The 23998-nt window shown below is 71.0% G+C and carries 19 protein-coding genes and 1 riboswitch; of the genes, 3 read left to right on the top strand and 16 right to left on the bottom strand.

From position 1 onward, the window contains the following. Window positions 1–4: 4 nt before the first annotated feature. The gene (locus QNO09_RS35115) at window positions 5–2539 is read left to right on the top strand and encodes an ABC transporter permease (RefSeq protein WP_283974285.1); all 2535 of its coding nucleotides are present in this window, start codon (window positions 5–7) and stop codon (window positions 2537–2539) included. A gap of 73 nt (window positions 2540–2612) precedes the next feature. On the opposite strand, the gene QNO09_RS35110 is transcribed toward QNO09_RS35115, so the two are convergent. Both QNO09_RS35110 and QNO09_RS35105 read right to left on the bottom strand, forming a co-directional pair. Next, the gene (locus tag QNO09_RS35110) at window positions 2613–3920 is read right to left on the bottom strand and encodes a class I SAM-dependent methyltransferase (protein WP_283974284.1); all 1308 of its coding nucleotides are present in this window, start codon (window positions 3918–3920) and stop codon (window positions 2613–2615) included. A gap of 201 nt (window positions 3921–4121) precedes the next feature. Then, window positions 4122–5510 carry an NAD(P)/FAD-dependent oxidoreductase gene (locus QNO09_RS35105; protein ID WP_283974283.1) on the bottom strand — a complete coding sequence of 463 codons (1389 nt, stop codon included), beginning with the start codon at window positions 5508–5510 and terminating at the stop codon, window positions 4122–4124. 514 nt (window positions 5511–6024) lie between these two features. On the opposite strand from QNO09_RS35105, the gene QNO09_RS35100 reads away from it, so the two are divergent. Beyond that, window positions 6025–6297 carry a type II toxin-antitoxin system Phd/YefM family antitoxin gene (locus QNO09_RS35100; RefSeq protein WP_283974282.1) on the top strand — a complete coding sequence of 91 codons (273 nt, stop codon included), beginning with the start codon at window positions 6025–6027 and terminating at the stop codon, window positions 6295–6297. Continuing rightward, entirely contained in the window at window positions 6294–6563 is a 270-nt protein-coding gene (locus QNO09_RS35095; RefSeq protein ID WP_283974281.1) for a type II toxin-antitoxin system RelE family toxin, read from the top strand. The genes QNO09_RS35100 and QNO09_RS35095 overlap by 4 nt, the downstream gene beginning before the upstream one ends. Before the next feature lie 4 nt (window positions 6564–6567). Here the strand turns inward: QNO09_RS35095 and QNO09_RS35090 are convergent, their stop codons facing one another. From QNO09_RS35090 to mfd, 14 genes are all read right to left on the bottom strand, one after another. Next, on the bottom strand, window positions 6568–7509 hold the full coding sequence (locus QNO09_RS35090) for a Ppx/GppA phosphatase family protein (protein ID WP_283974280.1): 942 nt from the start codon (window positions 7507–7509) through the stop codon (window positions 6568–6570). Continuing rightward, window positions 7506–8036 carry a DUF501 domain-containing protein gene (locus QNO09_RS35085; RefSeq protein WP_283974279.1) on the bottom strand — a complete coding sequence of 177 codons (531 nt, stop codon included), beginning with the start codon at window positions 8034–8036 and terminating at the stop codon, window positions 7506–7508. The genes QNO09_RS35090 and QNO09_RS35085 overlap by 4 nt, the downstream gene beginning before the upstream one ends. Before the next feature lie 51 nt (window positions 8037–8087). After that, complete coding sequence (locus tag QNO09_RS35080; RefSeq protein WP_283974278.1) at window positions 8088–8564, bottom strand: FtsB family cell division protein; 477 nt, start codon at window positions 8562–8564, stop codon at window positions 8088–8090. 102 nt (window positions 8565–8666) lie between these two features. Next, a complete protein-coding gene (eno, locus tag QNO09_RS35075; RefSeq protein WP_283974277.1) occupies window positions 8667–9947 on the bottom strand; it encodes a phosphopyruvate hydratase in 1281 nt (426 codons plus the stop codon). A 263-nt stretch (window positions 9948–10210) separates the two neighbouring features. Continuing rightward, on the bottom strand, window positions 10211–10927 hold the full coding sequence (locus QNO09_RS35070; RefSeq protein ID WP_283974276.1) for a LysM peptidoglycan-binding domain-containing protein: 717 nt from the start codon (window positions 10925–10927) through the stop codon (window positions 10211–10213). A 4-nt stretch (window positions 10928–10931) separates the two neighbouring features. Then, window positions 10932–11098: riboswitch (cyclic di-AMP (ydaO/yuaA leader) on the bottom strand. Between the two features lie 228 nt (window positions 11099–11326). Next, a complete protein-coding gene (locus QNO09_RS35065; protein WP_283974275.1) occupies window positions 11327–12298 on the bottom strand; it encodes a transglycosylase family protein in 972 nt (323 codons plus the stop codon). Between the two features lie 121 nt (window positions 12299–12419). Continuing rightward, window positions 12420–13718 (bottom strand): cytochrome P450 family protein, encoded by a 1299-nt coding sequence (locus QNO09_RS35060; RefSeq protein ID WP_283974274.1) that lies wholly within the window; start codon window positions 13716–13718, stop codon window positions 12420–12422. Between the two features lie 356 nt (window positions 13719–14074). Beyond that, complete coding sequence (locus tag QNO09_RS35055; RefSeq protein WP_283974273.1) at window positions 14075–15100, bottom strand: nucleoside triphosphate pyrophosphohydrolase; 1026 nt, start codon at window positions 15098–15100, stop codon at window positions 14075–14077. A gap of 84 nt (window positions 15101–15184) precedes the next feature. Further along, window positions 15185–15832 carry a SurA N-terminal domain-containing protein gene (locus QNO09_RS35050; RefSeq protein WP_283974272.1) on the bottom strand — a complete coding sequence of 216 codons (648 nt, stop codon included), beginning with the start codon at window positions 15830–15832 and terminating at the stop codon, window positions 15185–15187. A gap of 142 nt (window positions 15833–15974) precedes the next feature. After that, window positions 15975–17471 (bottom strand): serine/threonine-protein kinase, encoded by a 1497-nt coding sequence (locus QNO09_RS35045; RefSeq protein ID WP_283974313.1) that lies wholly within the window; start codon window positions 17469–17471, stop codon window positions 15975–15977. A gap of 38 nt (window positions 17472–17509) precedes the next feature. Continuing rightward, window positions 17510–18148 carry a hypothetical protein gene (locus QNO09_RS35040; protein WP_283974271.1) on the bottom strand — a complete coding sequence of 213 codons (639 nt, stop codon included), beginning with the start codon at window positions 18146–18148 and terminating at the stop codon, window positions 17510–17512. 184 nt (window positions 18149–18332) lie between these two features. Further along, a complete protein-coding gene (locus QNO09_RS35035) occupies window positions 18333–19076 on the bottom strand; it encodes a GNAT family N-acetyltransferase (protein WP_283974270.1) in 744 nt (247 codons plus the stop codon). Window positions 19077–19138: 62 nt separating this feature from the next. Beyond that, the gene (locus tag QNO09_RS35030; protein ID WP_502962384.1) at window positions 19139–19915 is read right to left on the bottom strand and encodes an HNH endonuclease family protein; all 777 of its coding nucleotides are present in this window, start codon (window positions 19913–19915) and stop codon (window positions 19139–19141) included. A 317-nt stretch (window positions 19916–20232) separates the two neighbouring features. Further along, window positions 20233–23766 (bottom strand): transcription-repair coupling factor, encoded by a 3534-nt coding sequence (gene mfd, locus QNO09_RS35025; protein ID WP_283974269.1) that lies wholly within the window; start codon window positions 23764–23766, stop codon window positions 20233–20235. Window positions 23767–23998: the final 232 nt, after the last annotated feature.

Raw genomic sequence — 23998 nt, 5'->3', positions numbered from 1 at the left:
CACCATGTTCCGTACCGCCTTGCGCAACGTACTCGCGCACAAGGCCCGGCTGCTGATGACCGTGCTCGCCGTGATGCTCGGCGTCGCGTTCGTCTCCGGCACCCTGGTCTTCGCCGACACCCTCTCCAACGCCTTCCGCAACCAGTCGGCGAAAAGCTACGACGACGTCGCCGTCGCCGTCACCTCGCACGCCGACCCGGACAACCCCGAGGAGGAGCCGGGCCTGTCCGGCACGTTCCTCGACAGGGTCTCCGCCGTGGACGGCGTGGCCGGGGTGTACGGCCGCGTCGAGGGCTTCGCCGGGGTCGCCGACCCCGACGGGAAGCTGATCGGCGTCGGCTGGTCCAACAAGGGCTCCAACTTCGCCCCCGGCAAGGACGGCAAGGACGCCGCCTACACGTTCACCGACGGCTCCGGCCCGGTGGAGGACGAGCAGATCGCCCTGGACGAGGAGACCGCCGCCAAGGGCGAGTACGAGGTCGGCGACCGGGTGCGCGTCGCGACCAACGGCCCGGTGAAGGAGTACACCCTCAGCGGTGTGTTCACCACCGAGGACGGCGCCGTCAACGCCGGCGGCAGCCTCGTCCTCTTCGACACCGCCGTCGCCCAGCGGCAGTACCTCAAGCCGGGCTACTTCCAGAGCGTCACCGTCACCGCCGCCCCCGGCGCCGACGACACGAAGATCCTGGACGCCGTCAAGCCGCTGCTGCCCGACACCGCCGAGGCGCAGACCGGCCAGGCACTCGCCGAAGAGCAGGCCGCGCAGATCGAGCAGGGCATGGGCAACCTCAAGCAGGTCCTGCTCGGCTTCGCGGGCATCGCGCTCTTCGTCGGGATCTTCCTCATCTCCAACACCTTCACCATGCTGGTCGCCCAGCGCACCAAGGAGATCGCCCTGATGCGCGCCGTCGGCGCGTCCCGCAGGCAGATCACCCGCTCGGTGCTCGCCGAGGCCGCGCTGGTGGGTCTGGTGGCCTCGGTCGTCGGCTTCGTCCTCGGCATCGGTCTGGCCGTCGGACTGCGCTCCGGCATGTCCGCGTTCGACATGAAGATGCCGGACGGCCCGCTGGTCGTGTCCGCCACGCCGGTGATCGCGGCCGTCTCGGTGGGCGTGCTGATCACGGTGTTCGCCGCCTGGCTGCCCGGCCGCCGGGCCGCGAAGATCCCGCCGATGGCGGCCATGAACAGCGTCCACGCGGTGGCCACCACCAAGTCGCTGGTGCTGCGCAACTCCATCGGGGCGGCCGTCACCGCCCTCGGCGCGGTGGGGATCGTGGCGGGTGCCTCGACCGGCGGCGACGACGGCCGGATGTACATCGGGGCGGGCGCGTTCCTCGCGCTGATCGGCGTGATCATCCTGATCCCGCTGCTGTCCCGGCCCGTGATCGCGCTCGTCCGTCCGCTGCTCGTCGGCCCCTTCGGGGTGGCGGGCAAGCTCGCCGGCCAGAACGCGGTCCGCAACCCGCGCCGCACCGGCGCCACCGCCTCGGCGCTGGCGATCGGGCTGACGCTGGTGACCGGCCTGTCGGTGCTCGGCGTCACGGTCGGCACGGCCATCGACAAGATGACCACCGACAACATCAAGGCCGACTACATGGTCACGATGGCCAACGGCGGTGACCTCGACCGGTCCGCGCTGACGGCGCTGCGGAAGGCCGAGGGCGTGTCCGCGGTCTCGCCGCAGCAGGACGCCTACTTCCAGCTCGACGGCAAGGACTTCGTGTCCGCCTCGGCCGTCACCCCGGGCGACATCGAGAAGGTGCTGACCGTCGATGTCGTCAGCGGCAGCGTGGACTCGCTCGCCGAGGGCCGGATCGCGGTCGCCGAGAAGACGGCGAAGAGCAGGGGCTGGAAGACCGGCGACAGCCTCCCCGTCACCTTCGGCGACGACAAGAAGGCCACGCTGACGGTCGGTGCCGTCTACAAGGACAGCGAGTTCCTCTCCCCCGTCCTCATCGACCGGAAGATCGTGGACCGGCACGAGACGAAGCCGTACATCCGGCAGATCTTCGTGAAGGTCGACGGCGGTCAGTCCGCGGCGAACGAGAAGGTCCTCGTCGACGCGCTGGGCGACAACCCGGCGATCACGGTGATGGACCGGCAGGACATCCGCAACGAGTTCGGCGGCGCCATCAACACCCTGCTGAACATCATGTACGGCCTGCTGGCGATGGCCCTGATCATCGCGGTGCTGGGCGTCGTCAACACCCTCGCGATGTCGGTCTTCGAACGGCAGCAGGAGATCGGCATGCTGCGCGCCATCGGTCTGGACCGGCGCCGGGTGAAGCGGATGGTCCGGCTGGAGGCCGTGGTCATCTCGGTGTTCGGCGCGGTGGTCGGCGTCGGTCTCGGCTCGTTCCTCGGCTGGGCCGTCGGCGAGACCTTCGCGGACCAGATCCCGGGGTACACGCTGGTCCTGCCCTGGGACCGGATCGGGATCTTCCTGGTGCTGGCCGGTCTGGTGGGCGTCCTGGCCGCGATGTGGCCGGCCCGCAACGCCGCCCGCCTGAACATGCTGAACGCGATCAAGACCGAGTGACCGCCGCGCCGCGGCACACCGAAGGGCCGGGTCCCCCGCGACGGGGAGCCCGGCCCTTCGGCTCGTGTCCGGATCAACCGCGGCCGGGCGCGCCCCAGGTGCGAGTCCGCAACGGCATCCCGGAGGCGCCCGAGTCCGGCGTCCGGACGGCCAGGACCTGGTTGACGCCGATGCGGTTGCGTTCGAAGGCCAGGGCCGAGGCCGCCATGTACAGGCGCCAGACCCGGGCACGGCCGGGGCCGGTCAGCCGCACGGCGCGCTGCCAGTCGGCCTCCAGGCGGGCGACCCAGTGGCGCAGGGTGAGGGCGTAGTGCTCGCGGATCGCCTCGACGTCGCGCACCTCGAACCCGGCGCGCTCCAGCTGGGCCACGGTGCTGCCGATCGGCTGGAGTTCGCCGTCGGGAAAGACGTAGGAGTCGATGAACGCGTCGACGCTGTACGTCGTCTCGTCGCGCTGCGGGCGGCGGGCGATCTGGTGGTTGAGGAGCCGCCCGCCGGGCTTGAGCAGCTTGTACAGGTCGGCGGCGTACTCCAGGTACCGGTCGGCGCCGACGTGTTCGGCCATGCCGATGGAGGAGATCGCGTCGTAGGGCCCGTCACGGACGTCGCGGTAGTCCTGGACGCGGATCTCGACCCTGTCGGTGAGGCCCTCGCCGGCGACGCGCTTGCGGGCGTAGGCGGCCTGCTCCTGGGAGAGCGTGACGCCGACGACCCTCACGCCGTGCTCGCGGGCGGCGTGGACAGCCATCGAGCCCCAGCCGCAGCCGATGTCCAGGAGCCGCTGACCGGGTCTCAGGCCGAGCTTGCCGCAGACGAGTTCGAGCTTGTCGTGCTGGGCCTGTTCGAGGGTGCTGTCCGCGGCGGGCCAGTAGGCGCAGGAGTACACCATGGACTCGCCGAGGACGATCTCGTAGAAGTCGTTGCCGACGTCGTAGTGGTGGCTGATGGCGCGTCGGTCGGTGTGCTTGGTGTGCAGGCGGCGACGGGGGCGGCGGGCCTCCTCGCGGGGCGGGGCCGGCGGCAGCGGGGCCCCGGCCAGCCTGACCAGTCCGCGAACGGCGGCACGAGCCTCGGGGTCGCGCAGGGCCTGGGCGAGGGTGCGGGCGTCCTCGCCGCGCTCCCAGACGAGACCGGCCATGAGATCGAGGGTCGTGTAGAGGTCCCCGTCGATGTCGAGGTCGCCCGCGACCCAGGCGCGGGCCAGCCCCAGTTCGCCGGGCTTGAACAACAGGCGGCGCAGCGCGCGGCGGTTGCGCACCACCAGGGTCGGCGCGCCCGGCGGGCCCGCCAGCGATCCGTCCCAGGCACGGATGCGCACCGGAAGCGGTGCTCCCAGCAACTGTGTGAAGAGGCTCTGCAGCCGCTGCGCGGCGTCTGCCATGGTGACACCTCCATGACGCGGAATCCCGGAATGTCCGACACCACGTAAGCATCTGCGGGGCTTCGGCGCAGTCCCCGGCACGCGTCATGTCTGGGCAAAGCCGTCACGCCCCCGGCCCGGCAGCGAGGTCCGGAAACGCCGAGGGCCTCCCGCACCACGGATGGCGGGAGGCCCTTCGTCAGGCGGTTGACCGACCGGGGGTCAGGAGGCCTTGGCCTTCTCCTCGGTCTTCTCCTTCGGCGCGGCGGCGACCGGGGCCGGCTTGGCGGCCTCGTAGAACTCCTCGCGCGGCGTCTCGATGGCGCCGAGCGAGACGACCTCGCGCTTGAGGAACATGCCGAGGGTCCAGTCGGCGAAGACGCGGATCTTGCGGTTCCAGGTCGGCATCGCCAGACCGTGGTAGCCCCGGTGCATGTACCAGGCGAGCCGGCCCTTGAGCTTGATCTTCATCTTGCCCATGACGATCATCGCGACGCCCTTGTGGAGGCCGAGACCGGCCACCGCGCCCTTGTTGGCGTGGGCGTAGTCCTTCTGCGGGAAGCCCCGCATACCGGACACCACGTTGTCGCCGAGGACCTTGGCCTGGCGCAGCGCGTGCTGGGCGTTCGGCGGGCACCAGGCGTTCTCGTTGCCCGCCTTGCGGCCGACGAGGTCGGGGACCTGGGCGTTGTCGCCGGCGGCCCAGATGTAGTCGGTGCCCTTGACCTGGAGGGTCGGCTCGCAGTCGACGTGACCGCGGGGGCCGAGGGGCAGGCCGTAGCGGGCGAGGGCCGGGTTGGGCTTGACGCCGGCGGTCCACACGACGGTGTTGGAGTCGACCTCGAGGCCGTTCTTCAGCACCACGTGGCCGTCGACGCAGGAGTCCATGGAAGTGGACAGGTAGACCTCGACGCCGCGGCCCTCGAGGTGCTCCTTGCCGTACGTGCCGAGCTTGGGGCCGACCTCGGGGAGGATCTTGTCGGCGGCGTCGACCAGGATGAAGCGCATGTCCTCGCGGGACACGTTCTTGTAGTACTTGGCCGCGTCCCGGGCCATGTCCTCGACCTCACCGATGGTCTCCGCACCGGCGAAGCCGCCGCCCACGAAGACGAAGGTGAGCGCCTTGCGGCGGATCTCCTCGTCGGTGGTGGAGTCGGCCTTGTCGAGCTGCTCCAGGACGTGGTTGCGCAGGCCGATGGCCTCCTCGATGCCCTTCATGCCGATGCCCTGCTCGGCGAGGCCGGGGATCGGGAAGGTGCGGGAGACCGCGCCGAGCGCGATCACCAGGTAGTCGAAGGGCAGCTCGTAGGCCTCGCCGACCAGCGGGGAGACCGTGGCGACCTTGCGGTCCTGGTCGATGGTGGTGACCCGGCCGGTGAGGACCTCCGCCTTGGGCAGCACGCGTCGCAGCGGGACCACGACGTGGCGCGGGGAGATGTTGCCGGCGGCGGCTTCGGGGAGGAAGGGCTGGTAGGTCATGTACGACCGGGGGTCGACGACCGTGACGGTCGCCTCGCCGTAGCGCATCTTCTTCTGAATGCGCCGAGCTGCGTACAGGCCTACGTACCCACCGCCTACTACGAGGATCCTGGGACGCTCCGTGGTGCTCATGCCATCGAGTATCCACCCGTCTCAGGGGGGTGGCTCGTGCGCCCCTTCACAAGCTTGGGTGGGGTGTGTGCTATCCTCCGCCGCCCGCGTGATCCATGTCATGGTGACAACCGGGAGCGTTTGTGCACCCCGGACCGTTGTCAATGCCGCGTGAGCTGCCTCTCTGTGCGCGAGAAGCCTCCGTGAGGTCCTCCGGAACGCTCCCCCGAACGCCTCCGCGGACCCCTCCATACCACGCTTCTGAACATGTTCAAAGAGCCGTTCGACCCCCGGACGGGTCAACGGGGGTCCTTCGATCGCCCGGGAGGGCCCAATTCCTTGTGAAGAACTTCACGAACTTTTCCGACGGGCTGTCGCCGGGGCGTCACCGGAACCCCCCGGAGTCGCTCATCCGTGATCCATGCCTGCTCAGAAGCGGGCGGCCGACCGACCACCCGATGCCGTCGAGGGCCGTTCAGGGATGCAGTTCCTCCTGCGGATGTGCCGTGTACACGGTGATGCGTACACTGGCGTCATGACTGAGAACACCGTGACCGTACGGGAAGCCCGCGCGCACCTCGCCGATCACATCAACCGGGCTGAGGAAGGTGTCCCGACCGTCATCACGCGCAATGGCGCCCCGGTGGCAGCCGTGGTCCCGATCTCGGACTTCGAAGCGTTGGAGGAAGCGGCCGACGTGATGCTGGCGCGCGAGGCCGAAGCGGTGCTGGCCGAGGGAGGCAGCACCGTGACCATGGCGGAACTGCTCGCGGACCTGTTCACCGAGCAGGACGGCGAGGCGGCGTGAAATACGCCTTCCGGTTCACCACGGCGGCGCAGCGGCGGCTCCGGGCCATCAGCCGTCCCGACGCCATGCGCATCCTGGCCGCGCTGACCGCACTCGGTGACGATCCGTACCGCCAGGACGCCGACGTCAAGAAGCTCACCGGCCCGTCGGGCCTCTACCGGCTCCGGGTCGGAAGCTACAGGGTCGCCTACCAGATCAACGATGGTGAACTCGTCGTCCTCGTGGTCAAGGTGGGCGACCGGCGGGACGTCTACCGCAACCTGTAGGCGATCAGGTCAAAGACCAGCCGATACCGTCGAGGATGTCGTGCTCGCTCACGACGACCTCCCGCGCCCCGATCCGCTCCATGATCGACAGGAGCACGAGGGCGCCCGCCCCGATCACGTCGACCCGGCCCGGGTGCATGGAGGGCACCGCCGCCCGCTCGGCGTGGGTGGAGCGCAGCAGCCACTCGGTGATCTCGCGGACCCGGTCGTGGGAGACACGGGAGTGGTGGATGGCCTCGGAGTCGTACTCGGGCAACTCCTGGGCGATCGCCGAGACGGTCGTCACGGACCCGGCCAGACCGACCAGCGTGCGCGCCTCGCGCAGCGGAACCGTCTCCTCGGCGAGGTCGAGCGCGGCCTCGATGTCGGCCCGCATCGCCGCGATCTGCTCCTCGGACGGCGGGTCGCTCACCACCCCGCCCCGGACCAGGTGCCGCTCGGTCATCCGGACGCAGCCGATGTCCACCGAGCGGGCCGCCCGAACCCGGTCGTCGCCCACGACGAACTCGGTCGAGCCGCCCCCGATGTCCACGACGAGGTAGGGCTTCGGCAGGTGGTCGCCCCCGGCCAGCTCCCTGGTGGCGCCGATGAAGGAGAACGCGGCCTCCTGGTCCCCGGAGATCACCTCGGGCTCGACGCCCAGGATGTCCAGCACGCCGCTCACGAATTCGTCCCGGTTCTCGGCGTCCCGGGAGGCGGAGGTCGCCACGAACCGCAGCCGCTCCGCCCCGTGCTCCTTGATGATCCCGGCGTACTCGCGGCAGGCCGCGAAGGTCCGCCGGAGCGCATCGGGGGCGAGCCGGCCGGTGCGGTCGACGCCCTGCCCGAGCCGGACGATCGTCATCCGGCGGTCCAGTTCGACCAGCTCACCGGTGCCCGGGTCCGCGTCGGCGACCAGCAGGCGGATGGAGTTCGTACCGCAGTCCACGGCGGCGACCCTGGTCACTGGGCGTCCTCCTCGACGGTGCTCACGCACGGCCCCTTGCGCCACCACTCCGGCAGCATCGCGATGGCCTCGTCCCCGAGCGGGTTCACCCCGGGGCCCGCGGCCAGCGAGTGGCCCACCAGCACGTGCAGGCACTTCACCCGGTCCGGCATGCCGCCCGCGCTCGGGAAGTTCTTCAGCTCCTCGATCTCGTCGCGCCGGCGGATGTAGTCCTCGTGCGCGGCACGGTACGCGGCCGCCAACTCCGGGTCCGAGGCCAGCCGCTCGGTCATCTCCTTCATCACGCCGTTGGCCTCCAGCGTGCCGATCGCCGAGGCGGCGCGCGGGCACGTCAGGTAGTACAGCGTGGGGAACGGTGTCCCGTCCGGCAGCCGCGGGGCCGTCTCGACGACGTCCGGCTGTCCGCACGGGCAGCGGTGCGCGATCGCGCGCAGACCGCGCGGGGGCCGGCCGAGTTGCTGCTTGAAGGCCTCGACGTCCGCGTCGGTGGGCTCGGTGCGCGGGGTGGTCGGCGGGGGCGTTTCCATGACTGTCTTCAGGCTGTCTTTCTCTGGGTTCAGGTCACTGACTGGGCCGGGTCACCGGTCGGAGGCGTCGGCCTTGTCGACCCCGTCCCAGACGTTCGAGTACCAGGGACGGTCGGCCGCCCCCAGGTCGGTGCGCGACTGCTTCGCCGCGTGCGGGTCGACGACGATGAAGCCCGTCTCCCCCGGCATGACGTAGTGCAACCGCCGCCGGATCTGCTGCTCGGCGTAGGCGTCGTCCTGCCAGCGCGCCTTCAGGTCGCGCAGCCGTTCGACGCGCTCGCGGGCCTGCCGCTGTTCGCGCTGGAGGTCGTCGATCTCGGCACGCTGCGAGACGTACTCGCGCATCGGGTAGGCCAGGGCCACGATCAGCGAGCACATCACCAGGGCGAGCAGCGCCGCCCGGCCGGTCAGCCGTGAGCGGCGGGCCTGGCGCTTGGTCTGGGAGCGGTAGACCCGGGCCGCCGTCTGCTCTCCGAGCAGCCGGATCCTGGTCGCGGTGGAGAACCGGTCCCGGTCCTTCACGGCCATCTGTCCGCCTCCCGCTCCACCGTCATACGCGCGTACGTCCCCGGACACGGTACGGGACCGAGTACGGGGACGTACGTACGACGCTGCTACTTACGGGCCGGGTCAGCCCTTGAAGCGGGGGAACGCCGAGCGGCCGGCGTACACCGCGGCGTCGTCGAGGATCTCCTCGATGCGCAGCAGCTGGTTGTACTTGGCGACGCGCTCGGAGCGGGCCGGGGCGCCGGTCTTGATCTGTCCGCAGTTGGTGGCCACGGCCAGGTCGGCGATGGTGACGTCCTCGGTCTCGCCGGAGCGGTGGGACATCATGCACTTGAAGCCGCTGCGCTGGGCCAGCTCGACGGCGTCCAGGGTCTCGGTCAGCGAACCGATCTGGTTGACCTTGACCAGGAGCGCGTTGGCCGCGCCCTCCTCGATGCCGCGGGCGAGGCGCTCGGGGTTGGTGACGAACAGGTCGTCGCCGACGAGCTGGACCTTGTCACCGAGCTTGTCGGTGATGGTCTTCCAGCCCTCCCAGTCGTCCTCGAACAGCGGGTCCTCGATGGAGACGAGCGGGTAGGCGTCGACGAGCTCCGCGTAGTACTCGGTCATCTCGGCCGCCGAGCGGTCCTTGCCCTCGAACGTGTAGACGCCGTCCTTGTAGAACTCGGAGGCGGCGACGTCGAGGGCGAGGGCGATCTGCTCGCCGGGGGTGTAGCCGGCTTCCTTGATCGCCTCGAGGATGAGGTCGAGGGCCTCGCGGTTGGAGCCGAGGTTCGGGGCGAAGCCGCCCTCGTCGCCGAGGCCGGTGGCCAGGCCCTTGCTCTTCAGGACCTTCTTCAGCGTGTGGTAGACCTCGGCGCCCCAGCGCAGGGCCTCGGAGAAGGACTCCGCGCCGATCGGGGCGATCATGAACTCCTGGATGTCCACGTTGGAGTCGGCGTGCGAGCCGCCGTTCAGGATGTTCATCATCGGCACCGGCAGCAGGTGCGCGTTGGGGCCGCCCAGGTAGCGGAACAGCGGCAGGTCGCTGGCCTCGGAGGCGGCGTGGGCGACGGCGAGCGAGACGCCGAGGATCGCGTTGGCGCCGAGGGAGCCCTTGTTGTCGGTGGCGTCCAGGTCGAACATCGCCTGGTCGATCAGGCGCTGCTCGGTGGCGTCGTAGCCGACCAGCTCCGGGCCGATCTGCTCGATGACCGCGAGGACGGCCTTCTCCACACCCTTGCCGAGGTAGCGGTTCGAGTCGCCGTCGCGGAGCTCGATGGCCTCGAAGGCGCCCGTGGAGGCGCCGGACGGGACGGCGGCACGACCGGTGCTGCCGTCGTCGAGGCCGACCTCGACCTCGACCGTGGGGTTGCCTCGGGAGTCCAGGATTTCCCGGGCTACGACGACGTCGATGGACGGCACGAGCATCTCCTTCTTGGATGTGACGCGGTGACGCGGGTCGCGTGGACCCTGCGAGGTGCGGGCCGTGGTGGCTCGCGACATGAGCCTAACCGGCTCCGGGCGATCGGCCACCGGGTCGCCCACCCCATGGACAGAACCGAGAGTAAATTGTTTCCGAACGGAACAAAGCCCGTTGCCGAAAAAACCCCGCCCCGGCGCGTACGGGGGACGACGCACCGGGGCGGGGAGTATGAGGACCCTGGGCGGGCCCGGCAAGCCGCTGCTTACTTCAGGTGCAGCTGCTGGCCCGGGTAGATGAGGTCGGCGTCCTCGACGATGTCCTTGTTCAGCTGGAACAGCTTCTCCCAGCCGCCCTTGACCTTCTCGTCCGCGGCGATCGAGCTGAGGGTGTCGCCCTTGACGACCTTGTACTCGCCGTCGCCCTTCTTGACCTTCTTGCCGGTCGGCGTGGTGACGGTCTTCTTGGCGGCCGGGCGCTCGTCGGAGCGGGAAGCCGGCTGCTGCTCGGTCTGGCGGGTCTCGGTGCTCTGCCCGCTCTGCTGCGAGGAGCTGCCGGAGTTGCTGGAGGAGCCGCTGGAGTCGCTGGAGGAGCCGCCGCCGGTGTAACCGGCGCTCGACAGGCCCTTGCCGCAGACCGGCCAGGCACCCTTGCCCTGGCCCGCGAGGACCTTCTCGGCGATCTCGATCTGCTGGGCCTTGGTGGCCTGGTCGGCGGTGGAGGCGTACTTCGTGCCGCCGTAGCCGGCCCAGGTGGAGGCGGAGAACTGCAGACCGCCGTAGTAACCGTTGCCGGTGTTGATGGACCAGTTGCCGCCGGACTCGCACTGGGCGACGGCGTCCCACTCGGAGGCGGTGGCGGCGGAGGCGTTGCCGACCGCCATCAGCGGGGCGGCGACGGCGGCACCGGTGACACCGGCGATGGCGATGGCGCGCGTGGCCTTGGACGGACGGCGGTGCGTGCCCTTACCGGAAAACAGCATGGAGAGATCCCCTCACCGACGCCTGCGAGGTGAGCTGTCGGGTTCGGGCCGGTTGAGTTGCCCGGCCGCGCCCCTCCCGGGACACGGCTTCACCCCAAGCCCTTCCGGCACAACCGGCCGGTCGGGCACTTACCTTGGGTCCCCCGCTCCTGCCTACGGCGCTTGACGCGACGACTGTTCCCGTACGGCCGCTGGCAGGATTCGGCGTTGCGGCAGCCGGGGCTCGCGGTGACGAGCGATCACGACCGTAGACACGCGATCCACGGAATTTCAAAGACGATCAGGGCTTCTGAGATCTATCTCTCACGGGCCTTATACGGGACATTCAACGCGAAACGTGACGTGAACTCACCCGCTTTCGGGGTGACTTCGACCGCGGTTTCCGCACTGCCCGAACGACTACCCCTCGTCCGCTTCGACCCCTGTCGTGGGCGTCTGACCGGGGAGGATGAGGTTCGAGTCGGTACCGACGGCCTGCTCGTTCCCGTCGTCGAGGGAGTTCCATCCGCCGTCGACGTCAAGGGAGTCGGCGATGGACCAGAGACTGTCACCCACGCCGACGATGTAGGAGCCCTCGGACGCGCCCCGGGAGGCGTCGTCGCCGGGCGAGGCGTGGCGGCCCGAGGACGCGCCCTCACGGCCGCTCGCGGACGCGGAGTCCTCCTCGGCACTGGGGCCGCGGTGGCGGCCGGAGCCGGCGTCCGTCAGGGCCGAAGAGTCGCCACCCCGGCGCGAGTTGCCGGACTCGTCATTGCCGGGGGTGACGGAGGGAGAGCCGCCGGGCTTCCGATCCTGCTTCTGCCCCTGCTCCCGAGAGGCGGAATCAGACGACTTGCCCGACTTGGAGGTTTCGTCCTTCTGAATCGACTGCGCGTCAGGCGACGACGAAGGGCTCGCGGAGGGCTCCGCGGAAGGGGACGACTCGGAGCCGTCGAGCAGACCGGACGAGTCCACCTCACCGGATGCTTCGGACGAGTCGGACGCTCCCGACCCCTCGTCCTGCTGGAGGCCGGAGAGCAGTCCGCAGGTACGCCACGCGCCGACCCCCTGGTCGGCGAGGATTCTCTCGGCCACGGATATCTGCTGGGAGCGACTGGCCAGGTCGGCGCTCGCGGCGTACTCGAGGCCGCCGTGGTTCTCCCAGTCCTCCTGGGACAACTGCAGGCCGCCGTAGTAGCCGTTGCCGCTGTTCTGGCTCCACGCGCCGCCGGTCTCGCAGTCCGCGATCCGGTCCCAGGTCGTGCCGTCGGCCGCGCTGGCACCGGAGGCCCCGAGGAGTGGGATCGCGATGGCGGAGCCGGTCACTCCGGCCGCCACGAGGAGAGCCGGAGCCTGGCGGGGGCGACGGTGCCGACCGTTCCCGGAGAGCATACGGAGACCTTTCACACGACAGCGGTGACCGACGCGTCCGGCATCCCGGCCGCGTTGATGGGTGAACGTATCGGCAGGAGATCACTTGTCACAAGTTAATGCCGCGTGGATCACGTGAAGATCACAGTCCTGATGTTTCGTCACGTCCGGCCGCCGCGAACTCCACCGGCAGGGTGCGCAGCCCGCGCATGATGAGGCCGCCGCGCCACCGCAGCTCGGCCGGATCCGCCGCGAGCCGGAGGTCCGGGAGGCGGGTGAGGAGGGTGGCGAGCGCGGTCTGGCCCTCCAGGCGGGCGAGTGGGGCGCCGAGGCAGTAGTGGATGCCGTGGCCGTACCCCAGGTGCTGGTTGTCGCGGCGGGCGAGGTCCAGCACGTCCGGGTCGGCGAACCGCTCCGGGTCCCGGTCCGCGGCGGCCAGGACGACGAGAACCGGGTCGCCGGCCTCGACCCGCTGCCCGCCGAGGGTGAGGGGCTGCGTGGCGAAACGCCAGGTGGCGAGTTCGACGGGCCCGTCGAAACGCAGGAGTTCCTCGACGCCGGTCTCCAGGAGGGCCGTCTCCCCGGCGGCGAGGGACGCCTGGAGCCGCGCCCGCTGCTCGGGGTGGGTGAGCAGGGCGTAGGTGCCGTTGCCGATCAGGTTCACGGTGGTCTCGAAACCGGCGAACAGCAGGATGAAGGCCATGGCCGCCGCCTCGTTCTCGGTGAGGTGCTCACCGTGGTCGGAGGCGCGGATGAGACCGGAGATGAGGTCCTCGCCGGGGGCGGGCTCGGCGGGCAGCGCCTCCCGCTTGCGGTGGATGAGGTCGGCGAGGTAGCCGCGCATCTTCTTCACCGACCGCGCCACGCCGCCCCGGGGACCGCCCTGGTGACGGATCATCATGCCCGCCCAGTCGCGGAAGTCGTCCTGGTCCTCGCGGGGGACGCCGAGCAGGTCGCAGATGGCGTAGATGGGCAGCGGGAAGGCGAACTCGTGGATGAGGTCGGCGGACCCCTTCCCCGCGAACCCGTCGATGAGGGTGTCCGTGAGCTCCTGCACCCGTGGCGCGAACTCGGCGACCCGGCGGGGCGTGAACGCCTTGGACACCAGTCGCCGCAGCCGGGTGTGGTCCGGCGGGTCGATGTTCAGCAGATGCGTCATCAGCTCGGCCTTGCGCTCCCCGGGGATTCCGGTCTTGCCCTTGGCGTGCGCCGGTTCGTCGTGATGCGCCGGGTTCTTGGAGAGCCGGTGGTCGGCGAGCGTCTGCTTGGCGTCGGCGTACCGCGTGACCAGCCAGGCCTCCACGCCGCTGGGAAGCCGCGTCTTGTGGACGGGACTGTGCTCGCGGAGCCAGGCGTAGGCGGGGTAGGGGTTGCTCGCGAACTCCCAGGTGAAGAGGTCGGGCGCGGTCGCGGGGGTGCGGGGCTGGGGCTGGTCGGTCACGCGTCGACCGTATCGGGCTTCCCGCCGCTTCCCGCTCCGCTCCCCTGCCCGCTCTCCTGCTCCCCTTCCGTTCAGCCTTCGGACTCGGAGCGGACCTCCCGTCAGCCCTCGGGAGTCGGCGCGGACCTTCCGTTCAACCCTCGGGACTCGGCGCGGACCTTCCGTTCAACCCTCGGGACTCGGCGCGGACCTTCCGTTCAACCCTCGGGACTCGGCGCGGACCTTCCGTTCAACCCTCGGGACTCGGCGCGGACCTTCCGTTCAACCCTCGGGACTCGGCGCGGACCTTCCGTTCAACCCTCGGGACTCGGCGCGGACCTTCCGTTCAACCCTCGATCTCGGCGCGGACCTTCCGTTCAACCCTCGATCTCGGCCTGTCTGATCGCGTCGCGGTAGGCACGGGCCGCCGCCCTCAGGGCCGCCTCCGGGTCCACGCCCTCGGACTCGGCGCGGACGGCCAGGGCGAGAAGCTCGTAGCCGATGCCCTCGACGGGCGGGAGCGGTATGTGCAGGTTCGCCGTGCGGGCGCGGGAGGCCAGCTTGGCGGCGAGGGCCAGACCGGGCTGGCCGAGGGGAATACCCTCGGTGACCGAGGTGCGCCGCTTCTCGACCGCCTTGGTGCGCAGCCAGTGCTCCTTGACTTCCTCGGGGGTGGTGGCCGTCGCGTCGCCGAAGACATGCGGATGGCGGTGGATCAGCTTGGCGACGATGCCGCCGGCCACGTCGTCGATGGAGAAGGCCTCCTCCCCGTCCTCCGGGCGGCCCTCCTCGGCGATGCGGGCGTGGAAGACGACCTGGAGGAGGACGTCACCGAGCTCCTCGCGCAGTTCGTCGCGGTCGCCCTCCTCGATCGCCTCGACGAGTTCGTACGCCTCCTCGATGCCGTACTTCGCCAGGCCCTCGTGGGTCTGCTGCGAGGACCAGGGGCATTCGACGCGGATGCGGTCCATGACCTGGACGAGGTCGAGGAGCCGGGCGCCCGGGAGATCGTAGGAAGCGGGCAGCAGCTCCAGCTCGGGCATGGCGATACGGCCGGTACCGGCGAGGCGGGCCAGTCCGTCCGTCAGGACCGGTTCGCCCTCACCCGTCGCCACCACGACCACCGTGCGGCCCCCGGAGCAGGCGTCGACCAGCTCCTGGGCGGTGGGGGACGCCTCGTCGACCGGGATCCCCGCCTCGCGCAGATACGGCAGCTGCGGGTGTGCACCGTCCGCGCACAGCACCCGGTCCGCCGCGTGCAGTGCCTGCCATGCGGGCCAGGAGAGCAGGCCGGGAGCGACGCGGTGGCTGGTGGTGAGCAGGATGATGCGGCCCGGGGCGGGGGCCGCGTCGGGAGCGGTCCGCTCGGGGCCCGGGGTGGCTTCGGGGCTGTTGGCGTTCACGGTTCGAAGCTATCCCACGCCGCCGACAGTCCTCGAAGTCATCCACAGGGCCCTGGGAGCGGGCCCCGCATTCCGCCCCTGCTCCTACATGCCCTGCTGGGTCGGTGCCGTCGTGACGTCCCGGACCCACGGTGTCTTGGCGTCGGCGCGGCTGCTCTTCTGGACGTCCCACGTGCCGTAGCGGGGGTTGAGGTCGATGTTCAGGTCCTTGGAGGCGTCGGAGAGGGCCTTCCAGAACTCGGGACGGTCGGTGGTCGTGCCGAGCTTCTCGGCGAGCTTCTGGGCCTCCAGCTGGAGGCGGAGGTTCTCTTCGAGGCGCTGCGGCGGGATGCCGTACTGCTGGAGCCAGGCCGTCTCCAGCGCCTCGGCGCCACCGGCCCGCTGTTCCAGGCCGGACCGCATCTGCTGGATCTCCTTGCGGGAGACGCTCACTCCGGCGTCCTCGGCGGCGCGGTGCAGCACCCGGTCCAGGACCATGGTGTGCAGGGTGTCGCGGGTGAGGGTGCCGGTCCTGGCGATGGCCTGCTGGTACTGGGCCTCGTTCTGCACGGCCGCCCGCTGGGCCGCGCGTACCTCGCCGACCCGCTCGTCCAGCTGGGAGACGGTGATGCGCTGGCCACCCACCAGGGCCGCCGCGCCGGGATGCGCGTCGTTCCCGCAGGCGGTGAGAAGGGGTGCCGCGGCGGCGATCGCTGCGGTGAGGACGAGCGCGGTGCGACGGCGGCGGTGCAAGGAAACCTCCCGAGGAGATTGTGCGACGGTGCACAAGGTCTTGCGATGATCGATGGTAGGCAGTGGCCAAGCTCTGGCCAACCCATTCGACCAACGATTCACCGGGACTTCCGGCACCGCCGCGCCAACCCCGGGGCGGTCGTCAGCCGCGGACCTGCCCCAGCCACTGCAGTGTCCTGCGGATCTCCGCTCCGAGCGGGTGCCCGGGGCCGTGGGTGCGCTCCACGTCGTGCAGCAGCCTGGCCAGGGTGTCGTGGGCGGCGCCGCGGTCGCCGAGGGCGAGCAGGAGATGGCCGATGCGACGGCGGACGTCGTGCGCGAGCTCGGGGCCGCCTGCGGCGACGTACTGGTTCTCGTAGTACGGCAGCACCGCCCGGTACTCGGCGAGCGCCGCCGCCGGCTCGCCCAGCTGTTCGAGGCACTGGGCGACCTCGTAGCGGAAGCGCAGGGCCTGCGGGTCGGCCTGGCCGGCCTCGGCGGCGCGTTCGTCGGCGAGCCGGCGCAGCTCGGGCAGGGCGCGCCGGTACTGGCCGTCGTCCAGGAGCGTCGCCGCGTACTGCTTGCGCAGGGTGCGGACGACCGGGGAGTGCGCGCCGTGCTGTTCGGCCGCCGCGGGCAGGATCGCGCCGAGGATGTCGACGGCCTGGGTGACGCGTCCCTCGCCGAGGAGCCGTTTGACCTCGTCGACGGCGCGGGCGATGTCCGTCTTCCCCGCGGTGTCGGTGACGGGGGTGGCGGGCGTGGGCCGGGGCGCGGGGGTGCGCGCACGATCCGGCCAGGGGGCGTGCGGGCGCAGGAACGGCCGGGTGGGATCGAGGGCCGCTCCGGTGGGCGTCCCGCGAGCGGGCAGGAGCAGCTCCAGGTGCTCGTAGACCTCCTGCGCGGAGGCGGGCCGGTGCTGCGGGTCCTTGGCGAGGAGGCGCAGGACGAGGGCCTCCAGGGCCTCGGGGACTTCGGGGCGGACGCGGCGCACGGGCAGCGGGGGCTCGTACAGGTGCCGGTGCAGGACGCCGAGTGCCGTGGAGCCGGAGAAGGGCACGTCGCCGCTGAGCAGTTCGTGCAGGACCACGCCGAGCGCGTACAGGTCGGTGTACGGGCCGACCGCGCCGCCCATCGCCTGCTCCGGGGCCATGTAGGCGGGCGAGCCGATGGGGGTGCCGGTGTGGGTGAGGCGGGTGGTGTCCGCGTCCATGACGGAGGCGACGCCGAGGTCGAGGACGGCGACCGTGCCGTCCTGCTTCACCATCACGTTGCGCGGCTTGAGGTCGCGGTGGACGATCGGCACGGCGTGCACGGCGCTCAGCACCGCGCACAGCTGCGCCGCGACCGCGACCGCCCACTGCCAGGGGTACGGATCGTGCTCGGCGAGGTGGCCGGCGAGGTCGGCACCGTCGATGTACTGCATGACGAGGAACAGCTCCTCGCCCTCACTGCCCGCGTCGTGCACGGTGACCAGGCCGGGGTGGTCGACCTGCGCGGTCACCCGGCACTCGCGCACGAAACGCCGGCGCAGTTCCTCCGCGTCCTGCCCGGCCACCTTGTCGGGGCGCAGCAGCTTCACCGCCACGCGCCGGTCGAGCCGCTGGTCGTACGCCGTCCAGACCTGGCCCATGCCGCCCTGCCCGAGGACGGTGGACAGCTCGTAACGGTCGGCGACGACGCGTCCTGCCGTCGCGGTCACCTTCCGCCCTCGTGCCCGTCGTTGCTCCCGCCTTCGTGCCGGCGCAGGTAGTCGCTGAGCTCGTCGAGTTCGGCGCGGACCTGGTCGATGCGGGCGGGGCCGGGGGGCTGGGGGGACGAGGGCGGCTGGATCGGGCCCGGGACCCCCGGTGCGGCGTCGTGGGGTGCGGGTGTGCGAGGCACGGGCGTGTGAGGCACGGGGTGCTGCGGGACGGGCGTGGAGTTCGGGGCGTAGGGCGGCGCCGGGTGCGGATAGCCGTAGGGGGTGGCCACGACGGTGGGTGCGTGGGGCGAGGCGTAACCGGCGGCCCGCCGCTCGCCGTGGTGGGTGATGTCCACGACGAGGAAGTAGATGGCCGCGGCCGCTCCGACGAAGAGGATCACCGCCAGCGCGAGGTCGGTCCGGACGTCGTCATCCGGCAGTGAGCCGACCACGGCGAAGCACGTGATGGACAGCGGCAGGCTCAGCCACGCCAACGTCCAGTCGAGGGCCCGTCCGCGCAGGACGGCCACCCGGAACAACGGTACGCAGGCCAGCAGGCCGCACGTGAGGAAACCGGCTGCGGCGAACAGCACGCGCAGGGAGATGACCGTTGCCGCGCTGCGGGGAGGCGGCGCCGCGCCGTGGCCGTACATGACTGCTCCTGGACCGGTGGGGCCGATGGGACGGACGTGCGAGTGACAGACCCTGTTGGGGAATCCGAGCGTATAGCCCGACACGGACAACCGGTCGCGGGTTGTACCGAACCGTTGTCATGCTGATCACATCGCGTGTACGGCCCCTTCCCGAGCCGGTCACGGCCCGGCCGTCCGCCGCGTCCTACAGGGGGTGCCGCATCCACACGTTGGGCTCGACGTAGACGGCGTATCCGCGCTCCACTTCGCAGCGCACCGGCACGAGACCTCCCGGCACCTCTACCTCGCCGTCCGTGTCGAACGGCAGGCCCGTCCAGCGGCGCCAGTCCGTGAGCGGGGCGGCCACCGTCATGGACGCCGGTGCCACCGAGTCGATGACGGCACCGGCCCGGGCGTGCACGCGCAGCCACGGGTCCTCGGGCAGCCCGTCGGGGCGGACGCGGCGGGCGTACTCCTCCATCGGCGTATGCGGTTCGAGGTGCTTGGCGTTGGGGCGGACGGGGGCGACGACCTCACGGAAGCCACGAGCCCGGGCGTTGTCACGCATGGCGGAGAGCATCACTCCGGACAACCCGCGGCCCTGGGCGTGCGGGGCGACGGAGACCGAGATGGCGCTGACGGTGTCGGGCCGCACTCCGCGCCGCAGATCGGAGAAGGCCCATATGAGCACCGCGTCCCAGCCGTTGGCGGGCAGCCTGCCGCGGTGCTCGGCGCCGAGGGCGAACGGCACGCTGTAGGCGTTCGCCACGATCTCGCCCTGCTCGTCCTCGGCGAACAGGACGTACTCCGGCAGTTCGGCGGCGATCCGGGGGAAGTGGGCGGCGCCCACGAGGTCCTGGATCACGAACTCCGGCCAGCTGTCCGCCATCCCGACGACCCGCTCCAGCATGTCCGGACGGTCGGCGAGGCTTGCTGTCTTCGGCTGCATGTGATCACGGTAGGCACGCGTGCGGAAACCCGGAACCGAATTACCGTCGCGGGGCAGGGGCCTCACCCGCCGCACTGCTTGAGCATCATCTCCTTGTCGGCGGCCGTCACGGGGAGTTCGTACTTCAGCGACACCTGGGCGAAGCGCACCGCGTAGGCGCAGCGGATCCGTTTGTTCGGCGGCAGCCAGGACGCCGGGCCGGAGTCCCCCTTCGAGCCGTTGGTCGGTCCGTCCACCGGGAGGAGGTTGAGCGGGTCGTTGGCGATGGACTCCCGCTTGTCCTTCGTCCAGCGCGAAGCGCCCATCTGCCAGTCGTACGACAGCGGCATGACGTGGTCTATCTGGACCTTGATCGCACGGGACTTGGTCCACTCGATGACCTTCCCGGTGTACGGGTCGTGCAGCGTCAGCGAGGTGACCACGCAGTCGGACCCCGCCCGGAAGCGCAGGTCCTCCCCGTCTCGTTTCAGGAGGTCGTTCCGCGAGTCGCAGCCGTTGCGGGAGAAGGGGACGTCCCGTGGTGCCGAGTCCATCCAGGCGTAGCCGAACTTGTCCCGTTCGTAGCCCGTCCTGGGACCGCGTCCCTTGGTCACCACCTTCTCGATGAGGGCACGCGCCCTCTCCTTGTCCGCGTCGGAACTGATGGCCGCCAGCCCGGGTTTCGTGCCGTCCGGGTTGTCCAGCGGGTTCACGGCCCGCCCGTCGCCGGCGGCCGGGACGCCGGAACCGGAGGGTCCGTCGCCGTCGGCGGGCGGGGCCAAGCCCTCGCAGCCGGCCAGCGCAGAACCGGTGAACACCATCGCGACGGCCAGTGCGGCCCCACCCCTCAGACGCGTCACCGCGCCCCTCCTCTGCTTGCCTGTTCCGCTCCGGCACGGGCGGCCCGTGCCGGGTCCCACCGTAGCGACGAAGAGGTTCGGGCCACATGGGGCCTCACTGTGCGTTCTTCGCGTTTCGCATCTATCGACACCAGACCACCGGCGCGCCCCTCCAACCGACGGCAGCCCCGGTACAACACCACCAGCGCGCGCCCCTCCAACCGGCGGCGGCCCGGCACCAGACCGTCAACCCGCCCACACAACCGGCGACGGATCGGCACCAGGCCACCGGCGGGCGCGTGTGGCCGGTGGCCTGACGTGGTTCGGCCGAGGGGGTGTCAGGATCCCAGGATCGAGGTGAGGAACTCCCCGACCCATGCCAGCAGTTCCCGTCCGACCAGCGGCTTCCCGCCCACCTTCGCGGTCTTCGGGCGCGGTACCAGCACCTGGTGCGCCGCCGGCTTGATGACGACCCCGGGGTACAGCCGCTTGAGCCGCAGCTCCTGCGACTCGCGCAACTCCACCGGCGCGAACCGGATGTTGTTGCCCTGCAGCACGATCTCGCCGACGCCGCACGCCCGAGCGAACATGCGCAGGCCCGCGACGAGCAGCAGGTTCTCCACCGGCTCGGGCAGCTTGCCGTAGCGGTCGGCGAGTTCCTCGCGGACCGCCTTGATGTCCTCCTCCGAGTTGGCGGAGGCGATGGCGCGGTAGACCTGGAGGCGGAGCCGCTCGCCCGGCGCGTAGTCGTGCGGGACGTGCGCGTCGACGGGCAGCTCGATCTTGACGTCGAGCGGCGGCTCCTCCTCGATCTCGCCGGTCTCCAGCTGGCGCCGGTAGTCGGCGACGGCCTCGCCGACCATGCGCACGTACAGGTCGAAGCCGACGCCCGCGATGTGGCCGGACTGCTCACCGCCCAGGAGGTTGCCCGCGCCGCGGATCTCCAGGTCCTTCATGGCGACGTACATGCCGGCGCCCATCTCCGTGTGCTGGGCGATGGTCGCGAGCCGCTCGTGCGCGGTCTCGGTCAGCGGCTTCTCCGGCGGGTAGAGGAAGTAGGCGTAGCCGCGCTCGCGGCCACGGCCCACCCGGCCGCGCAGCTGGTGCAGCTGGGACAGGCCGAAGTTGTCGCCGCGCTCCACGATCAGGGTGTTGGCGTTGGAGATGTCGATGCCGGACTCCACGATCGTCGTGGAGACCAGCACGTCGAACTTCTTCTCCCAGAAGTCGACGACGACCTGCTCCAGCGCCGCCTCCGACATCTGTCCGTGGGCGGTGGCGATCCGCGCCTCTGGGACGATCTCGCGCAGCCGGGCTGTGGCCCGGTCGATCGACTCGACGCGGTTGTGGATGTAGAAGACCTGGCCCTCGCGCAGCAGCTCGCGGCGGATCGCGGCGCCGATCTGCTTCTCCTCGTAAGGCCCGACGAAGGTGAGCACCGGGTGGCGCTCCTCCGGCGGGGTGGTGATCGTGGACATCTCGCGGATGCCGGTGACCGCCATCTCCAGGGTCCGGGGAATCGGGGTCGCGGACATCGTCAGCACGTCGACGTTGGCACGGAGCTTCTTCAGCTGTTCCTTGTGCTCGACGCCGAAGCGCTGCTCCTCGTCGACGATGACCAGGCCCAGGTCCTTGAACTTCGTCTCGGACGAGAACAGCCGGTGCGTGCCGATCACGATGTCGACCGAGCCCTCGCGCAGGCCCTCCAGGGTCGCCTTGGCCTCGGTGTCGGACTGGAAGCGGGACAGGGCCTTCACCCTCACCGGGAACTGCGCGTACCGCTCGCTGAACGTGCCGAAGTGCTGCTGCACCAGCAGGGTCGTGGGCACCAGGACGGCCACCTGCTTGCCGTCCTGGACGGCCTTGAAGGCGGCGCGGACCGCGATCTCGGTCTTGCCGTAACCGACGTCGCCGCAGATCAGGCGGTCCATGGGGACCGTCTTCTCCATGTCCTCCTTGACCTCGGCGATGGTGGTGAGCTGGTCGGGCGTCTCCGCGTAGGGGAAGGCGTCCTCCAGTTCCCGCTGCCAGGGGGTGTCCGCGCCGAAGGCGTGCCCGGGGGCGGCCATGCGCGCGCTGTACAGCTTGATCAGGTCGGCCGCGATCTCCTTGACGGCCTTCTTGGCGCGGGCCTTCGTCTTCGTCCAGTCGGCGCCGCCGAGGCGGTGCAGGGTGGGGGCCTCGCCACCGACGTACTTGGTGATCTGCTCCAGCTGGTCGGTGGGGATGTAGAGGCGGTCGCCGGGCTGGCCGCGCTTGGCGGGGGCGTACTCGACGACCAGATACTCGCGGGTCGCGCCCTGCACGGTGCGCTGCACCATCTCGATGTAGCGGCCCACGCCGTGCTGCTCGTGGACGATGTAGTCGCCCGCCTCCAGGGTGAGCGGGTCGACGGTCTTGCGGCGGCGGGCCGGCATCCGGGCGCCCTCGCGGCCGGACGCCTTCTGCCCCGACAGGTCCGTCTCGGTCAGGACGGCGAGTCTGAGGGCCGAGTCGACGAAACCGTGGTCGATCGAGCCGCACGCCACGTGCACGAGGGACGGGGAGATCTCGCCGAGGTCGGAATCGAGGCGGGCCGCGATGCCCTCGCCGCCCAGCACCTCGACGGTACGGGCGGCCGGGCCGTGGCCCTCGGTGACGAACACCGCGCGCCAGCCGTCGGCGAGCCAGCCCTTGGTGTCGGCGAGGGCCTTGGCGGTGTCGCCGCGGTAGGTCTCCGGGGCGTGCATGCCGAGCTTCAGGGTGCCCGCGTCCAGCTCCTCGTCCGCGGCGAACGGCGACACCGACCACCACATCATCTCCAGCTCGCGGGCCCGTTCCCGGACGTCCGCGAGGGACCACAGGGAGGCCGCGCCGACGTCGATGGGGGCCTCGCCGCCTCCTGCGGTGGCCGCCCAGGAGGCCTGGAGGAACTCCTGCGAGGTGGCCACCAGGTCCGACGCGCGTGTGCGGACCCGCTCCGGGTCGCACACCACGGCCATGGCGCCCTTCGGCAGCACGTCGAGCAGCAGCTCCATGTCGTCGACCAGGACCGGAGCGAGGGACTCCATGCCCTCGACGGCGATGCCCTCGGCGATCTTGCCGAGGAGTTCACCCAGTTCGGGATGCTGTTCGGCCAGGGCACGCGCACGGGCGCGGACGTCGTCGGTGAGCAGCAGCTCGCGGCACGGCGGCGCCCACAGGCCGTGCTCGGCGACTTCGAGGGAGCGCTGGTCGGCGACCTTGAAGTAGCGGATCTCCTCGACGTCGTCACCCCAGAACTCGACGCGCAGGGGGTGTTCCTCGGTGGGCGGGAAGACGTCGAGAATGCCGCCGCGCACGGCGAACTCGCCGCGCTTCTCGACGAGCTCCACGCGCGCGTAGGCGGCTGCCGCGAGGGCTTCGACGATCTCGTTGAGGTCGGTGCTCTGCCCGGTCCTCAGGGCGACCGGCTCCAAGTCGCCGAGCCCCTTGACCTGCGGCTGGAGCACGGACCGGACGGGCGCCACGACGACCGAGACGGGGCCGGTCTCGGGGTCGTCGGGGCGCGGGTGCGCCAGGCGGCGCAGCACGGCCAGGCGGCGGCCGACGGTGTCGCTGCGGGGGCTGAGCCGCTCGTGCGGGAGTGTCTCCCAGGACGGGTACTCCACGACTCCCTCCGGCGGGAGCAGGGAGCGCAGGGCAGCGGCCAGGTCCTCCGCCTCGCGGCCCGTGGCCGTGACCGCCAGCACCGGGCGGCCCGTGTCGCGGGCCAGGGCGGCGACCGCGAAGGGGCGCGCGGCCGGGGGGCCGACCAGGTCGACGTGCATGCGGTTGCCGTCGGCAGCCGCCCTGATCGCTTCTGCGAGGGCAGCATCCTTGACTACGGCGTCGAGCAGACCGTGCAGGCTCATGGGGGCGTTTTCCGTCCAGGGGGTGGGCAACACGACGGGCCCGACGCGCGCCGCGGGCCGGGGGGTCTCCAGCGTACGACGATGCGCGCCCGCACGGCGGGCCTGTGGATAACGCCCGTTCTCCGAATAACGCCCATTCTCCAGGGGCCGGGACCGGGACCGGGGCCGGGCCGGCGGCTGCGGTGGTCGGCGGCACGACCTGCTCCGGCGGCTGCGGTGGTCGGCGGCGCCC

The organism is Streptomyces sp. 378, assembly GCF_030124145.1.
Classification (GTDB): Bacteria; Actinomycetota; Actinomycetes; order Streptomycetales; family Streptomycetaceae; genus Streptomyces.
This window is presented reverse-complemented; position numbering and strand designations above follow the sequence as displayed.